This window comes from Haloprofundus halophilus, from assembly GCF_003439925.1.
GTDB classification, from domain to species: domain Archaea; phylum Halobacteriota; class Halobacteria; order Halobacteriales; family Haloferacaceae; genus Haloprofundus; species Haloprofundus halophilus.
The window spans coordinates 1,381,644-1,396,834 of record NZ_QQRR01000001.1; the positions used below are offsets into that span (position 1 = coordinate 1,381,644).

The following is a 15,191-nucleotide window of genomic DNA, read 5'->3' on the forward strand; positions in this document are numbered from 1 at the left end:
CGCCGGACTGGTGGGCGTCTAACTGCTTGGCGTCGGACTACTCCGCGTCGGACTGCTCCGCGTCGAATTGCTCGGCGTCTAACTCGTCGGTCTCGCCGTCGGTCTCTCCATCACTCTCGTCTTCGTCCTCGTCGACGACGACGAGGCCGCGGCTGTTCACGGCGTACGGGTCGAGGCCCACCTCCTGCATGAACTGTTTGTAGAGTCGCTCGGCCGTCTCGGCGTCTTTCTGCTTGTCGGAGGCGCGGTCGCAGAGCTCGACGAGGTCCTCGGGAACGTCGTTCTCGTGGACGATCCAGTGGTTGATGAGGTCCGAGAGGCGGCGGATGGGCGAGGTGAAGTGGCCGTAGATGTCGAAGTTCAGCGCGTGGTGACCGCCGAAGGGGTCGTTCATGTACTTTGCCCGGGGCATCACCTTCAGCACGGCGCGCTGAATCTTGTTGAGCATCCGCGGCGGGGCCTCTTCGAGCGCCGCGTTGACGGCTTTCCGGGGGTCGTCCCACGAGCCGCCGGGAATCTTCACGCTGTCGAGTTCGGCGATTTCGCGCAGCGCCTTGTCCCACTGGTCGGGCGTCGGTTGCGGGTGGACGCGGTACATCGCCTCGACGCCGCGGCCCCACATCAGTTCGTGCGTGACGGCCTTGTTCGCCTTCAGCATGCACTCCTCGATGATGGTGTGCGCGTGGTCGCGGCTCGGGTTGAGCACGAGCGAACCGTCCTCCTTTCGCTGCTCGTGCATCCGGTCTGCGAGTTCGTAGGAGAGCGTAATCTCGTCGTGCAGCGGCGCGTCGGGGTCGTCGAGGCGCTTCTCGCACTGACTGTACGTGAGTCGCTCGTCGCTCTCGATGACGGATTTGTAGATGTCGATGGACTCGTAGCCGAGGTTCTCCTTGTCGAGGCGCATCTCGACGGTGTGCGCGAGCCGTTCCTCGTTGGGGACCAGAGAACAGACAGTCTCCGCGAGAATCGGAGGAAGCATGTGGACGGTGTAGGCGGGGAGGTAGACGGTGTTGCCGCGTTTGACGGCCTCGGCCCACATCTCCGACCCGGGGTGGACGTAGTGGCTCACGTCGGCGATGTGGACCCACAGCGTGTACGCCTCGTCGTCCTCCTCGATGCTGATGGCGTCGTCGAAGTCCTGGGCGTCGGCGGGGTCGGTCGTCCAGGTCGTCATCTCGCGGAGGTCGCGGCGGTCGTCGACGGCGGCCCGAATCTCGGCTTGGACGTCTTCGGTTCGCTCCTTCGCTTCGCGGCGGACCTCCGGCGGGAACTCGTCGCGGATCTCGAACTCCTCGAACAGTTCCTCGCGTTTGTTCCGCAGGTGGCGGTCGAGTTCGGGGTCGATTTCGACGGGACCCTGGCCCTCGGCGGTGCCAGCCTGCGCTTGTGCGTCGTTCGACATAGGCGGGAAAAAGGGAGAGAGGTAGTTAGTCGTGTCGGGGTCCGACGACGCGTCTCCTCGCGCCGAGCGCCGAGAGCGAGCTACTCCTCGGGCCGACCGTACCGGTCTTCGACCGCGTGGAGATAGCGCGTGAGGAACTCCGACTGCGGTAGTCCGTCCTGTTCGATGTCGAGGATGAGTGATTCCAGTTCGTCCCGGGGTTGCCAGCAGAGCTCTCGGTGACAGTCTTTGCAGAGATACTCGAACTGTTTACCGTGGCGGTTCCAGCGGTCACCCTCCTTGTCGTACTCGCGAGCCTCGGACCGGAGCACCGACGAACCGCAGGCGATGCAGACGACGGTTTTCCGGTCCCGGCCCGTGCGGGAGCGCCACATGGATGAGAGGTTGGCGGGGGCGTACTTAGCGTTTGTGCGGCGTCAGACGCTCGTCTACGGGCGAGACACTGTTTTTCGCTGAACACTGTAAACCGAGCGTTTACGCCGGCACGTCGACCGGCGGTTCGGTGAGCCGAACGGACGGAGCGGGCGATTTATTCGCTCGGAACGTCACGGAGGGCGTATGAACGTCAAATCGCGGCATCACCTCCGAAGCGACGACATCAGATCGCTGGAGGAGACGCTCTCGGAGTCGCTCGGTGTCGACCTCGACGGCGACACCTACGAGTTCGTCGAACTCACCGGCACCGAGTTCGACCTCGTGCTGGTCGACGGCGCTCCAGCGGTGCTGTATCTGGGCGACGAGCCGTTTCTCACCGTGGAGGGTGCCAACGAGTACCCGCCGCAGAAACACGTCGTTACCGTCGACGCCGGGGCCGTCTCGTTCGTCAGCGGCGGCGCGGACGTGATGCGTCCGGGAATCGTCGACGCCACCGACGACATCGAAGCGGGCGACCTCGTCGCCGTCGCCGAGGAGACCCACGGGAAGGTACTCGCGGTCGGGCGGGCGCTCGAAGACGGGACAGACCTCGTCGGCGACTCGGGGAAAGTCGTCGAGTCGGTCCACTACGTCGGCGACGACCTCTACCAGTTCACCGTCTGATCGGACTCACGACGGCAAACACGACCGAAACCGGACGGGCGAACTCACTCGTCGGAGACGTCGCTCGCTCCGACTTCCTCCTCTGTTTCGTCGGGCCTCTGCTCCTCCTGCCGTTCGAGGATGATTTCGTAGCCCCGCTTTGCCTCCTCGTAGGTCGCTCGGAGGTCGGCCACGGGCGTCTCCGTCGCGTCGACGCGCAGGTCGTCGGTGAAGCCGTCGGCGTCCTCTCCGGTCCGCGTCACGAGCAGGGCGGCGCTCTGGACGGGCAGTTCCTCGCGCTTGTCGCCGCCGACTTCGTGACCGGCTTCGAGCGCCTCGATCAGCCGCTCGGCCAGCGGTGCGTCGCCGTTCGCGGTCGACTCGTACGCGTCCGCGGTGGCCTCGACGACCTCCTCGCCGACCAGCAGGTTGCCCGCGACGGTGTAGTTCTCGCCCTCGACGTGGCCGTACCAGCCGTTGCACTCCTCGCCCGAGAACGCGAACGTCCCCTCGGCGTCGACGCCGTGGAGTTGCCGCTGTTCGCGACCCTCGTCGGCGTTCAGAAGCGACTGAAGCGCGTCGTCGACGGCGAGGCCGTCGTCGATGTACTCGATTCCGCTCCGTCCTAAATCGACGTTGACGAGGCTCTGCGTCGCCACCGCGCCGTGCTCGCTGGCGAACGGACAGAGCGTCCCGACACCGGGCAGGCGGGTCGTCACCGCGACGCCGAAGCGCAACTGCTCGTCGCCGTCGTCCTCGTACTCCTCGCGGACGCAGATGCTGAAGGTCACGGTGGTGCGGTTGCGGCGACCGGCCAAAAACGTCCGTATACCGGCACGACCCGACCGTTCGGGAGGACGGGGCGACCGTCGTGCTCCGCAGTCTCTACACCGGTTCACTCCCCGTCGCGTCGATTCACTTCCTGCTGTCGACGCACTCCCCGTCGCGCCGATTCACTTCCTGCTGTCGACGCACTCCCCGTCGCGCCGATTCACTTCCTGCTGTGTCGGCGCACTCCCCCTGTGTCGACTCACTCCCCCTGTGCCGACTCACTCTCCATCGCGGCGGCTCGTGACGTACACCGACGGTCGCCGGAGAACGAACTCGTCGAGAAACGCGGCCAGAATCACCGTACTCTGGAGGAGAAAGTACGCCGGAAGGAGAACCGGAGCGAGGTACTCGCGGAAGTCGTGGCGGCGACCGTCGAGGCCGTCCCGCAGGAAGAGCGCGCAGGGCAGCGAAAGCGACAGCAGCGGCCAGAACGGCAGCCACCGGGACGCGGGCGCGGCCGCCGCGAGTTCGACGGCTGCGACCGCCTCCGCGACGACGGCCGGCGAGAGGAGCACGACGACCGGGACCGTCAGCAACGCGGCGAAGGTGTAGACGGCGTCGAGGCGGGTCACCACGGAGGCGTCGGAACTGCGGAGCAGTCCGCCGAGCGACCGCCGGGCGACCTGCATCCCGCCGCGGGCCCACCGCCGCCGCTGACTCGCCCACGCCGACAGCGTCGCCGGGTTGCGTTCGGTGGCGACGATGGCCGGGTCGACGCGTACGCTGCCTCCCCGAGTGTGGATTCGCGTCGCCATCTCGACGTCTTCGAGCAGCACGGTCTCGTCGAACTCGCCGAGGCGAGCCAGCGTCTCCGTTCGGAAGAACGCCTGGCCGCCCGTGAAGAGCGTGAACCACCCGAGACGCGAGCGGGCGACGAACGCCAGCCGTTCGGCGAGGTGGCGCTCGACGGTCGCGCAGAGCGACAGCAGCGACTCGCCGGCGTTTCGCCCGTAGCTTCGGCCTTTGACGCACCAGACGTCGCGGTCGGCCGACAGCCATCCGACCGCACGCGAGAGCGAGTCGGGCGCGAGACGCTGGCCGGCGTCGAGGCTCGCGACGACGTCGCCGTCGACGTGCGGCAGGAGGTGGTTGACCGCCGCTGCTTTCCCGCCGGGCGGTTTCGCCCGCTCGATGGCTCGAACGCGGGAGTCGGTCGCCGCGGCGCGTCGCGCGACGGCTTCGGTGCCGTCCGTCGACGCCGCTTCGTACCCGACGAGCACTCGGATTCGGTCGGCGGGGTAGTCGAGCGCGGCGCAGCCGGCGAGCGTCTCCCGGAGCGCGTCGGCGTCGTTGTACGCGGTGACGACGACGCTCACCGTCGGCGGGTCCGGGGGACGCTCCGGCGGGTCGGGGTTCGGTAGACAGGCGACGGCCGTCACGAACGTCGCTCTGAGAGCGCCGCCGACGGCGACGAGCGCACAGAGGCCGAGAAAGAACGGCGCGTACCACTCGAATACGAGCGCGGGCGCACAGAGCATGGACGCGACGACTACCGCCGCGGCGACGGTCGCTCCCACCCGTCTCGCGTCGCCGCCGCCCGGCGTCTCGACCCGCATCAACCCTCGTGTGGCTCTCGGGTGCCGAACCAGATACCGACGGTGAGGCCGTAGACGACGTGGCCGGCGTGGAAGACGACCGCTTCGTCGTAGTCGAGGTCCATCCCCAGCAGACGGGTGAGCACGACGCGCGTCCCGAACACCGAGAGCACGAGACCGTAGAGAACGCCGACGGCGAGCGCCGTCGTCAGCCCTCGGCCGCGCAGCGCTCGCGCGACGGGTGCGAAGGCGACGCCGCCGCCCGCGCCGTAGAGAAAGTGCAGCAGGAACGCGGGTCCGAGCGCGTCGGGGTCACCGCCCGCGTACTGCTCCCAGAACGCGCCCGTCGGCGGAAGCGAACGCGCGACGGGGAGTCGAAACAGCGTCATCACGGCCGTCCCGACGAGTCCGGCCCAGACGCCGGTGACGAGCGGGCGGTCCCGGAACGCTCGGTCGGTTCGGTCCGCGACGCGGTCGACGGGGTCAGAGCTTGCGGAACTCACACTGTGGAGACCAGAAGGTGACGGAAAGGTGTTCGGTGACCCGTCGCTTCGGCAGGGTGTTCGCGGCGGAACTGTCCAGTTCGGAAGCGCGTCGACCGGCGGCGGCCGTCTGACGTAAGAACTATTGGGCGACCCGCCACTGTAGGTGGCATGGGTATCATGAGCAAAATTCTCGGGAACGGACAGCGCTCCACCGAGGACTACGTCGAACTGAACCTCGACGACTTCGACACCGCACAGGGCGAGGCGGGGATGACGGTCCACATCGCCGAAATCGCCGGCCAGCAGGACGTTATCGCCATCAAGGACGCGGTGTACGACGGCGACTTCGTCATCGCGGACATCACGCGACTCCGCACGCAGGACCGGACGGTCGAACACATCGTCGACGAACTCCAGCAGGTCGCTCGCGAAGTCGACGGCGACATCGTCCAGAAGGGCGACGACCAGCTCATCCTCGCACCGACGGGCGTCCGCATCGCGCGGCAGAAACTGGACTGAACCGACCAGCGGGCGTTCCGTCAGTCGTCCGCGACGGGTTTCGCGGCCGTCTCGGCGAATTGACGCTCGTGGGTCGCGTTCCGACTCGCGGCCGGCTTTTGCGCGTACCGACACCATCCGGGACCGTCGTACTCGTCGAAGTAGACGTAGTGGACGGCGAGTTCGCCGTGCCGGGCCTCGGGTGCCCGCTCGGTGACGAACGTGTCGAACGCGTCGTTCCAGCCGACGTGCGGCGAGACGAGGACGCCGCCGGGGGCGAGATGTTCCCACGCGAGGTCGAACTCGAACAGCATCCCCGTCTCCGAGTGCTCCGAGTCGTGGACGAACAGCTCTATCTCGTCCAGTTCCTCCAACAGCTGCGGCAGTTCTCGCTGCGGGCGTCCGGCGACGAGTTGCCACCGGTCTCGGAGACCGTCGGGGACGACCCATCCGGGTCGTTTGCCTCCCGGGAGGAGGTGGCTGCCGTCCTCACAGCAGGACGGACGGCGCCGCTCGTAGTGTCGTTTCGTCTCGGCGTCGAGTTCGTCGAACTGCGCCGAGCAGTCGATGGAGTACAACGTGCCGTGGTCGTTCTCGTCGAGCGCGGCGAGAAGCGCGAGCGTCGAGACGCCGCTGTAGACGCCCGTCTCGACGACTGAAGCGGGTCGGAGTTTCCGGACGAGCGCGTAGTACCGGACGCACTCCTCCTTGTGGGAGTCGTATATCGGTTGTGAGTGCTCCTGCCACGCCTCGTACAGCAGACCGGGGACCCGGCTCTGTTCGAACTCCGCTTCGTACGCCTCGAACTCCGCTCTGCTGTCGAAGAAGCGGTCGGCGAACGCCTCGCGGGAGCGCGCTTTTTGTTCGTACAGCGACCAGGACGCGCCGGGGTAGATCGTGTAGAAGCACCTCGTCGCCAGCGGCTTGGTCCACGAGGGGACGCTCGTGTACGCAGCGCGACGCATGTGGGTGAGAGACGGGACCTGCATACGTCTACGTCACGACCTACCTCATCATAATTAGATGCACCGTAGCAGCGTGTAATATTCGACTTCTCGGGCGGTACTGAGCCCCTGTACGCGTCGCCGCGAAGTCGGTGAGAACGTGGTAGAACGGACGGCTTCGACGGGTTCGGACGGGTCGGCGTCTGTGTTGCGAGGCAGCGACCGGTACGACCCGGTTAGTCGTCGGATACCGCTCGCGCTTCGAGCGAACCGGCGTCGTTCACGACGGGGGCGGACGGTTTTCTCGCGTACTTCCCCCATCCCGGTTCGCTGTGCTTGTCGAAGTGGACGTAGTGCTGGGCGACCTTCCCGTGTTCGGCGTCGGGCGCGCGTTCGGAGACGAACGTCTCGAAGGCGTCGTTCCAGGCGACGTGGTGCGAGAAGAGCATCCCGCCGGGGGCGAGGTGTTCCCACGCGAGGTCGAACTCGAACAGCATCCCCGTCCTCGAGTGCTCCGAGTCGTGGACGAACACGTCGATCTCGCCCAACTCCGAGAGGAGTCTCGGCAGTTCCCGCTGGCTGCGTCCCGCGACGAACTCCCACCGACCGTGGAGTTCCTCCGGAACGATCCACCCCGGTTCTTTGCCGTCGGGGAGCAGGTGGCTGTCGCGCTGTGAACAGGAGGGGCGGCGCCGCTCGTACCGTTCCAGGTCGGTCTCGTCGGTCGGGTCCAGAAGCGACGAGTAGTCGATGGAGTACAGCGTGCCGTGGTCGTTCTCGTCGAGCGCGGCGAGCATCGCCAACGTCGAGACGCCGTGGAACACGCCCGTCTCGACGACCGTCTCCGGCTCGTACTTCCGAATGTACGCGTAGTACCGAACGCAGTCGTCCTTGTGGATGTCGTAGAACGTCTCGTCACCCAGCTCCTCGTACGCCCGCTTGAGGTTCTCGGCGATGACGCCGTTCATGAACTCCGCCTCGTACGCCTCGAGTTCGGCTTCGCTGTCGAAGAACCGCTCGATGAACGCTTGGCGGGTGATCTCTTTCTCTTTGAACGTCTTCCACGAGGCGTCGGGGTGGAGGACGTAGAACGCTTTTCGGACCGCCGGTTTCACCCAGCCGGGGGTGAGGTCGAATGACTTCTGTCGTGCGCGCTTGACGTGCCGAACCAGCATAGACGTGCACACGAGTCTCTCCACCAAAAGTACGCGCCGATGAATATCTCCATAGTCCGACGATTCCTTTCTACCGTCAAACAGTTTTTGCAGTATGTGGTCGTTTAGCGACTGTACCGGTGAACGGATACACCAACTTCGGAGAGTCGGCGTCTCGGGGGCGACCACGCCGATTATCCTCGATTTCAGGTTCGGGAAGGGGCCGAATAATCGGTGTATTCTCGCCATTCCGTGCGAGTCGACACCACGCGGAACCGACGAGTATTCAGGTATCCCCGACATAGCGTGCTTCCAGATGAGTAAGGACTACATCGAGGTCCGAGGGGCCGAAGAACACAACCTCAAAGACCTCGACGTGCGCATCCCACGTGAAACGTTCACCGTCGTCACGGGGCTGTCGGGGTCCGGGAAGTCGTCGCTCGCGTTCGAGACTATCTACGCCGAGGGACAGCGCCGATACATCGAGTCGCTGTCGGCGTACGCCCGGAACTTCCTCGGGCAGATGGATAAACCGCAGGTCGAGTCCGTCGAAGGACTCTCGCCGGCGATCTCCATCGACCAGAAGAACGCCGCGAACAACCCCCGCTCGACGGTCGGAACCGTCACCGAACTCCACGACTACCTCCGTCTCCTGTACGCTCGTGTCGGCACGCCGCACTGTCCGGAGTGCGGCCGCGAGGTCGGCGAACAGAGCGCCCAGCAGATGGTGCGCCGCATCCTCGAACTACCCGAGGGAACGCGCGCGAAAATCGCTGCGCCGGTCGTCCGCGACCAGAAAGGCGCGTTCGAGGACCTGTTCGAGGAACTCGTCTCCGAAGGCTACTCCCGCGTCGAAGTCGACGGCGAGGAGTTCGACCTCGCCATGGAGAAGCCCGAACTGGACGAGAACTACGACCACACCGTCGACGTCGTCGTCGACCGGGTGAAACTCTCGGAGGAGGCGCGTTCGCGCATCACCGACTCCGTCGAGACGGCGCTCGAGGAGGCCGACGGCACCCTGAAGATAATCGTCCCCGACCCGCCGGCCGAAGACGAGTTCCACCTCGGGACCGAAGCCCGCGCGACGGGCGACCTCGCCGGCGGCGGCGACGAACGCCTCGTCGTCGAGTTCTCCGAGGAACTCGCCTGCACGCACTGTGGCATCGACTTCTCCGAGATCGAGACGCGGTCGTTCTCCTTCAACTCGCCGCACGGCGCGTGCCCCGAGTGCGAGGGCATCGGCAACACGAAGGAGATAGACCCGGAGCTCGTCGTCGAGGACCCCTCGAAGCCCATCAAACACGTTTTCGAGCCGTGGAGCTACAAGCGGTCGTACTACCGGACGCGCCTCGACTCGGTCGCCGAGCACTTCGGCGTCAGCGTCTCGACGCCGTTCGAGGAACTCGACGACGACGTGCAGCGGCAGTTCCTCTACGGGACGGACCAGCAGGTCGTCTTCGAGCGCCAGACCCGAAACGGCGTCCGCCGGAAAACGAAGCGGTTCGAGGGCGTCATCCCGAACCTCGAGCGCCGCCACGTCGAGACGGAGTCGAAGGGGACCCGCGAGCACATCGAGGAGTACATGGCGGTAACGACGTGTCCGGCGTGTGACGGCACGCGCCTCAAACCGCAGTCGCGCTCCGTCTACGTCGACGGCACCGCCATCACCGAGGTGAACCGGATGAGCATCGGCGACGCGCTCGAACACTTCGAGAGCCTGGAGGCGGACCTCACCGACCGCGAGCGAACCATCGCCGAGGAGATTCTCAAGGAGATTCGCGCGCGACTCGGGTTCATGACCGAAGTCGGACTCGAGTATCTGACGCTCGACCGCGAGGCGTCGACGCTCTCGGGCGGCGAGAGCCAGCGGATTCGACTGGCGACGCAGGTCGGGTCGGGGCTCGTCGGCGTGCTCTACGTGCTCGACGAACCCTCCATCGGCCTCCACCAACGCGACAACGACAAACTGCTCGACACGCTCGAAGGCCTGCGCGACCTCGGTAACACGCTACTGGTCGTCGAACACGACGAGGAGACGATGCGCCGCGCGGACAACATCATCGACATGGGCCCCGGCCCGGGCAAACGCGGCGGTGAGGTCGTCGTGCAGGGCGACTTCGACGACGTATGCGACGCCGACGGCTCCATCACGGCCGACTACCTCTCGGGACGGAAGGACATCCGAGTGCCCGAGACGCGCCGCGAGCGCGACGGCGAACTCACGGTCCGGGGTGCGCGCCAGCACAACCTCAAAGACCTCGACGTGTCGCTGCCGCTGGGTACCTTCACGGCCATCACGGGCGTCTCGGGCTCCGGAAAGTCGACACTCATCCACGACATCCTCTACAAGGGGCTGGCCCGCGAGATGAACAACAACACCTCCGTCGACCCGGGCGACCACGACGCCATCGAGGGAATCGACCAGATAGAGACGGTGCGACTCATCGACCAGTCGCCCATCGGTCGGACGCCGCGATCGAACCCCGCGACGTACACCGGCGTCTTCGACTACGTCCGCGAACTGTTCGCGGAGACGAAGCTCTCGAAGCAGCGCGGCTACGAGAAGGGTCGCTTCTCGTTCAACGTCAAGGGCGGCCGCTGCGAGGAGTGCGGCGGCCAGGGCGACGTCAAAATCGAGATGAACTTCCTCTCGGACGTCTACGTCCCCTGCGAGGAGTGCGGCGGCAAACGCTACAACGACGAGACGCTCGACGTCACGTATAAGGGCAAGACCATCGCCGACGTGCTCGCGATGGAAGTCGACGAGGCGTACGAGTTCTTCGAGGCGAACTCGCAGATTCGCAGACGCCTGCAGTTGCTCAAGGACGTCGGCCTCGGCTACATGACGCTCGGACAGCCGTCGACGACGCTCTCCGGCGGGGAGGCCCAGCGCATCAAACTCGCCGAGGAACTCGGCAAGAAGGACACCGGCGACACGCTGTACCTGCTCGACGAACCGACCACCGGTCTGCACAAGGAAGACGAACGGAAGCTCATCGACGTACTGCACCGGCTCGTCGACAACGGCAGCACGGTCACCGTCATCGAACACGAGCTCGACCTGGTGAAGAACGCCGACCACGTGCTCGACCTCGGCCCCGAGGGCGGCGAGAACGGCGGCGAAGTCGTCGCGGCCGGGACGCCCGAGGACGTCGCCCGCGAGGAATCGTCGTACACGGGACGCTACCTCCGCGACCTGCTCCCGGCCGTCGAGATCGACGGGCCGCGCGCGGACAAGCGCGAACCCGCGAAACCGACGACCGACGACTGAACGGGCTCGAAGACCCGTCGCTCCGAAGGGGGCGAACAGCCGGCGAAACGATTCTTCCCGCGGGGGGTTCGCCGGACACCCGCCTTGGCCCCGCCGCGGCACGCCGCTACACCGACGCGAACTGGCCGCCTTCTCGGTGATAAACTCTCGTCGAGACGACGATCCGGGCGAGCGCCGGCGCGCTTATTTGCACCGCGCTCAAATCGCGTGGTATGACAACACAGTACGCAGCGCTGCGGAACGTCCTCCTCGTCGTCCGCGGTGGGCCGGGTGAGTGGCTCGTCGACAAGCGGTTGGCCGACCACGACATCGAGTGCGTCGCCGCGGTTCCCGACGGCCGGGTCGCGTTCTGCGGCACCTTCGACGCGGGTCTGTGGCGGACCGACACCGAGGGACAGACGTGGCACCGCGTCGGCGACGAGACGCTCACCGACCCCGTGATGGCGGTGGCCGTCGACCCGACCGACCCCGAACGCGTCTGGGCTGGAACCGAACCGAGCGCCGTCTATCGGTCGACCGACGGCGGCGACACGTGGGAGCAGTGCGAGGGGTTGACCGACCTCCCCTCGGCGGAGGAGTGGTCGTTCCCGCCGCGGCCCGACACGCACCACGTCCGTTGGATAGAGATAGACCCCTCGAACGCCGACCACCTCTACGTCGGTATCGAGGCGGGCGCGCTGGTGCAGACGCGCGACGGCGGCGAGACGTGGGAGGACCGGGTGCCGTCGGCGCGCCGGGACAACCACAGCCTCACCACGCATCCGGATGCACCCGACAGGGTCTGGTCGGCGGCGGGCGACGGCTACGCCGAGAGCGACGACGGCGGCGAGACGTGGGACCACCCGCAGGAGGGGCTCGACCACCGCTACTGTTGGAGCGTCGCCGTGGGACGCGAGGCGAGGAACGTGCTCGTCTCGGCGGCCAGCGGCGCTCGGTCGGCGCACAACGCCGACGCGGCCGAGTCGTACGTCTACCGCCGCCGAAAGGGCGAGAACTGGACTCGTCTCGACGGATTGCCGACCGGAAAAGGCGTGACGCGACCGGTGCTCGCGACCGACGACAACGGCTCGTTCTACGCGCTGTCGAATCGAGGGCTCTTCCGCTCGCAGAACAGCGGGAAGTCGTGGAACCGCGTCGACATCCCGTGGCCGGAAGCGTACGAGACGCAGACGGCGCGCGGGTTGGCCGTGATAACGGAACCGTAGGCCGACCGTCGGGCGGCCCGAACCGAGAAGGTATATAGTCGTTCGGCGGGTCACTCACGACCGATGTACGATTTCGTCGTGGTCGGCGTCGGTCCCGCCGGCGCGCGCTTCTCCCGACGCGCCGCCGAGGCGGGGTACGACGTGCTCGCGCTCGAAAAAGGGGAGGTCGGTACCCCGCTCGCCTGCTCGGGGCACGTCAGCACCGACATCTGGGAGTACGTCCCCGACGCGGCGAAAGAGGGGCTGTTTCAGAACCGAATCTACGGCGCGAACTTCCGCGTCGGCGGCCCCGACAGCGACGCGAACCCCTTCTACAAGGACGAGGAGATATCGAACGTCATCGACCGCGTCGAACTCGACCGGACGCTCGCCGAGGCGGCCCGCGACGCCGGAGCCGACGTGCGAGAGGGCCACACCGTCACCGACGTCCGGGAGCGCGCCGACGGCGTCACCGTCGCGGCGAGCGTCGGCGGCGACGAGGAGACGTTCGAGGCGAAGATGGTCGCCGGTTGTGACGGCCCCGTCTCGAAAGTCCGCCGCGAGGTGGGGTTGCCGGAACCGGGCGAGTTGCTCCACGGAGTTCTCGCGTTCGACGACGAACCCGACCACGGCGACTTCGTCGACGTCCACCTCACCGTCCCGCGCTTCTTCGCGTGGCGCATCCCTCGCGGCGACGCCGGCGTCGAGTACGGCCTCGCCGCGCCGCCGGGCAAAGAAGTACGGGAGATGTTCGACGTGCTGACCGACACCTACGACGTGGAGACGAGCCACTTCTGTTCGGGCGCGATTCCCATCGGACCGCCACCGTCGGTCACCTCGCGGCGGGTGTTCCTGATCGGGGACGCGGCCGCGCAGACGAAACCGTTCACCGGCGGCGGTATCCTCTACGGCATGACCGCCGCCGACCACGCGGTCCGCGAGATAGACCCCGACCGCCCGCGCACGCTCGGCGCGTACGAGACGGCGTGGCGGTCGGACCTCTCGAAGGAGATACGACTCGGCCACTGGGTGCGACGGGCGTACTCGCTGCCCGAACCCGTCCAGCGCGCCGGACTCCGGGCGCTCTCGGGGAAGATCGGCGTCCACATGGACCGGCCGTCGTCGCTGTTCTCCGTCGAGCAGTTGAAGGCGTTTTTCTCGTAATCGTCCGAGGCGGGGCCGTCCGCTTACCGCGCGAGTTCCTCGTACGTCGGCAACCGTCCCGAGCGGTCGCTCCCGTCGACGAACGGCAGTTCCGTCCGGGTCGCCGGCGTCTCCTCGCCGTCGACGCGGACCGACAGGTCGGTCGCTTCGACGTCGAAGTCGACGAGCGCGAGCGCGACGGGTCGGTCGAGCGTCGGGCTGTCGACGGCGCGAGTGACTTCGCCGACGGAGGCGTCGTCGTCGAACACCGCCGCTCCCGCCTCGGGCAGCGAATCCGGAAGCAGGCCGACGAGGCGCTTGCTCGGACGCCCGCGGTTTTCGACCTTCGAGACGACTTCCTGGCCGACGAAGCAGCCCTTCGAGAAGTCGAGCGCGTTGCGGACGCCGAGGACGTTCGGCAGGCGGCCGTCGAGTTCGCTGGCGAACAGCGGCGTGCCGGCCTCCGCGGTGAGCGTCTCCCACGTCCGGTAGCCGAACGGGACGGCGTTCATGCCGTGGACGAGCAACGTCGCGAACACGTCGGGTGCGTCGGCGGCGGCGCAGACGACCTCGTATCCCTCCTCGCCGGTCGGCGCGTCGGCGGCGACGACGGTGACGCCCGCGTCGCCCATCGACCCGCGGACGAAGGAGAGGTGCGGTTCCGGCGCGCCCGCGCCGTTGAGCACGGACGCGACTTTCTCCGTCGACCGGGGACCGTGAACGCCGAAGACGCCGAAGTCGGCGGAGGCGTCCCGAATATCGACGTCCTGGATGAACACCTTCTCCTGCCAGTCGGCGACGAGCGACTCGGTCACCTGCGGGGCCGTGAAAAGCAGCAGTCGCTCGCCGGCGTTGTAGACGTACATATCGGCCTCGATGCGGCCCTGCGGGTCCAAGAGGAGCGCGTACGTCCCCTCGCCGTCCTCGCGGGGGACGCGGTTCGAGACGACGTTGTCGACGTACTCGATTCGGTCGTCGCCGTCGACGACGACGACGCCGTATCCCATCTCGATAACGCCGACGCCGTTTCTGACCGCTTTGTGCGTGCGCTCGGGACGACCGTAGTGGGCGACGACGCGGCGGTCGTCGCGGGTCTCGTAGGTCGCACCGTGGTCGTCGTGGAGGTCTCCGACGAGAGTCATCGCCGGACGTAGGTCGGCGCGCCGTAAAAACGGTGTCCACCCGAGTTCAGAGTCCGAGTCGGTCCCGAACGGCGTCGAGGAGGCTCCGGTCGTCCTCGACGGCCTCGTCGGCGTCGGGGACGACGCGGTCGGCGGGCATGATGAGGACTCGTTCGTTCGTCTGGTCGACGGTGATGAGACTGTCTTCTTTCAACTCCCCGAGTGCGGACTCCAGCGTGTCGATGTCGGCGTCGACCGCCGCTCGCAGTTCCAGAACCGTCATCCCGTCGTCGGCTCGGTCGACGAGCGCGTCGAGTACCGCGACTTCCACGTCGCCTCTGTTGCGATACTCCCGCTTGGCTCTCATATGCTATGCATTCTCCGCGATTGGCTTACCGTTACCGGCGGGCCCGCCGACCGTCGCGGCGGGAGGGCCGTCGCTCCGACCGTCGAGTTCGGACGGCGACCGAAACGCTCACGCTCGGACGGCGACCGGAACGCTCACACTCGGACGGCGACCGGAACGCTCACGCACTCCGTCGGTGTCGGCTGTCCGTCAGACGCCGAGGGGGTAGTTTTTAGTGACGGAGGTTGGAAGTCCCGCCA

The 15,191-nt window shown here is 66.9% G+C and carries 14 protein-coding genes; 5 read left to right on the top strand and 9 right to left on the bottom strand.

The annotated features are described in order from the left end of the window. Positions 1–37: 37 nt before the first annotated feature. Together DV709_RS06905 and DV709_RS06910 are read right to left on the bottom strand one after the other, a co-directional pair. The gene (locus DV709_RS06905; protein WP_117592937.1) at positions 38–1,402 is read right to left on the bottom strand and encodes an RNB domain-containing ribonuclease; all 1,365 of its coding nucleotides are present in this window, start codon (positions 1,400–1,402) and stop codon (positions 38–40) included. 80 nt (positions 1,403–1,482) lie between these two features. Then, a complete protein-coding gene (locus DV709_RS06910; protein ID WP_117592939.1) occupies positions 1,483–1,776 on the bottom strand; it encodes a DUF7562 family protein in 294 nt (97 codons plus the stop codon). A 184-nt stretch (positions 1,777–1,960) separates the two neighbouring features. On the opposite strand from DV709_RS06910, the gene DV709_RS06915 reads away from it, so the two are divergent. Further along, positions 1,961–2,440 (top strand): RNA-binding protein, encoded by a 480-nt coding sequence (locus DV709_RS06915; RefSeq protein ID WP_117592940.1) that lies wholly within the window; start codon positions 1,961–1,963, stop codon positions 2,438–2,440. Positions 2,441–2,484: 44 nt separating this feature from the next. Here the strand turns inward: DV709_RS06915 and DV709_RS06920 are convergent, their stop codons facing one another. The 3 genes from DV709_RS06920 to DV709_RS06930 form a co-directional block, all read right to left on the bottom strand. After that, positions 2,485–3,210: a DUF1028 domain-containing protein gene (locus DV709_RS06920; RefSeq protein ID WP_117592942.1), complete on the bottom strand. Its 726-nt coding sequence runs from the start codon at positions 3,208–3,210 to the stop codon at positions 2,485–2,487. 258 nt (positions 3,211–3,468) lie between these two features. Beyond that, the gene (locus tag DV709_RS06925; RefSeq protein WP_117592944.1) at positions 3,469–4,806 is read right to left on the bottom strand and encodes a glycosyltransferase; all 1,338 of its coding nucleotides are present in this window, start codon (positions 4,804–4,806) and stop codon (positions 3,469–3,471) included. Continuing rightward, positions 4,806–5,288: a hypothetical protein gene (locus DV709_RS06930; protein WP_117592946.1), complete on the bottom strand. Its 483-nt coding sequence runs from the start codon at positions 5,286–5,288 to the stop codon at positions 4,806–4,808. Before DV709_RS06930 ends, DV709_RS06925 begins: the two co-directional genes overlap by 1 nt. Before the next feature lie 150 nt (positions 5,289–5,438). Here DV709_RS06930 and DV709_RS06935 point away from each other — a divergent pair, with 150 nt between their 5' ends. After that, positions 5,439–5,789, top strand: a complete 351-nt coding sequence (locus DV709_RS06935) for a cell division protein SepF (protein WP_117592948.1) — start codon at positions 5,439–5,441, stop codon at positions 5,787–5,789. 20 nt (positions 5,790–5,809) lie between these two features. Here DV709_RS06935 and DV709_RS06940 read toward each other — a convergent pair whose 3' ends face one another. Both DV709_RS06940 and DV709_RS06945 read right to left on the bottom strand, forming a co-directional pair. After that, on the bottom strand, positions 5,810–6,757 hold the full coding sequence (locus DV709_RS06940; protein WP_117592950.1) for an O-methyltransferase: 948 nt from the start codon (positions 6,755–6,757) through the stop codon (positions 5,810–5,812). A gap of 191 nt (positions 6,758–6,948) precedes the next feature. Continuing rightward, on the bottom strand, positions 6,949–7,887 hold the full coding sequence (locus DV709_RS06945) for a class I SAM-dependent methyltransferase (RefSeq protein ID WP_157972674.1): 939 nt from the start codon (positions 7,885–7,887) through the stop codon (positions 6,949–6,951). A 295-nt stretch (positions 7,888–8,182) separates the two neighbouring features. Here DV709_RS06945 and uvrA point away from each other — a divergent pair, with 295 nt between their 5' ends. The 3 genes from uvrA (at position 8,183) to DV709_RS06960 (ending at position 13,485) form a co-directional block, all read left to right on the top strand. After that, complete coding sequence (uvrA, locus tag DV709_RS06950; protein WP_117592955.1) at positions 8,183–11,137, top strand: excinuclease ABC subunit UvrA; 2,955 nt, start codon at positions 8,183–8,185, stop codon at positions 11,135–11,137. A gap of 212 nt (positions 11,138–11,349) precedes the next feature. Next, the gene (locus DV709_RS06955) at positions 11,350–12,342 is read left to right on the top strand and encodes a WD40/YVTN/BNR-like repeat-containing protein (protein ID WP_117592957.1); all 993 of its coding nucleotides are present in this window, start codon (positions 11,350–11,352) and stop codon (positions 12,340–12,342) included. A gap of 63 nt (positions 12,343–12,405) precedes the next feature. Beyond that, positions 12,406–13,485: a geranylgeranyl reductase family protein gene (locus DV709_RS06960; RefSeq protein ID WP_117592959.1), complete on the top strand. Its 1,080-nt coding sequence runs from the start codon at positions 12,406–12,408 to the stop codon at positions 13,483–13,485. Positions 13,486–13,508: 23 nt separating this feature from the next. Here the strand turns inward: DV709_RS06960 and ygfZ are convergent, their stop codons facing one another. Together ygfZ and DV709_RS06970 are read right to left on the bottom strand one after the other, a co-directional pair. After that, positions 13,509–14,606, bottom strand: a complete 1,098-nt coding sequence (ygfZ, locus tag DV709_RS06965; protein WP_117592962.1) for a CAF17-like 4Fe-4S cluster assembly/insertion protein YgfZ — start codon at positions 14,604–14,606, stop codon at positions 13,509–13,511. 46 nt (positions 14,607–14,652) lie between these two features. After that, positions 14,653–14,952, bottom strand: coding sequence for a DUF6432 family protein (locus DV709_RS06970; protein ID WP_117592964.1), 300 nt, complete (start codon positions 14,950–14,952; stop codon positions 14,653–14,655). Between the last annotated feature and the right edge of the window lie 239 nt (positions 14,953–15,191).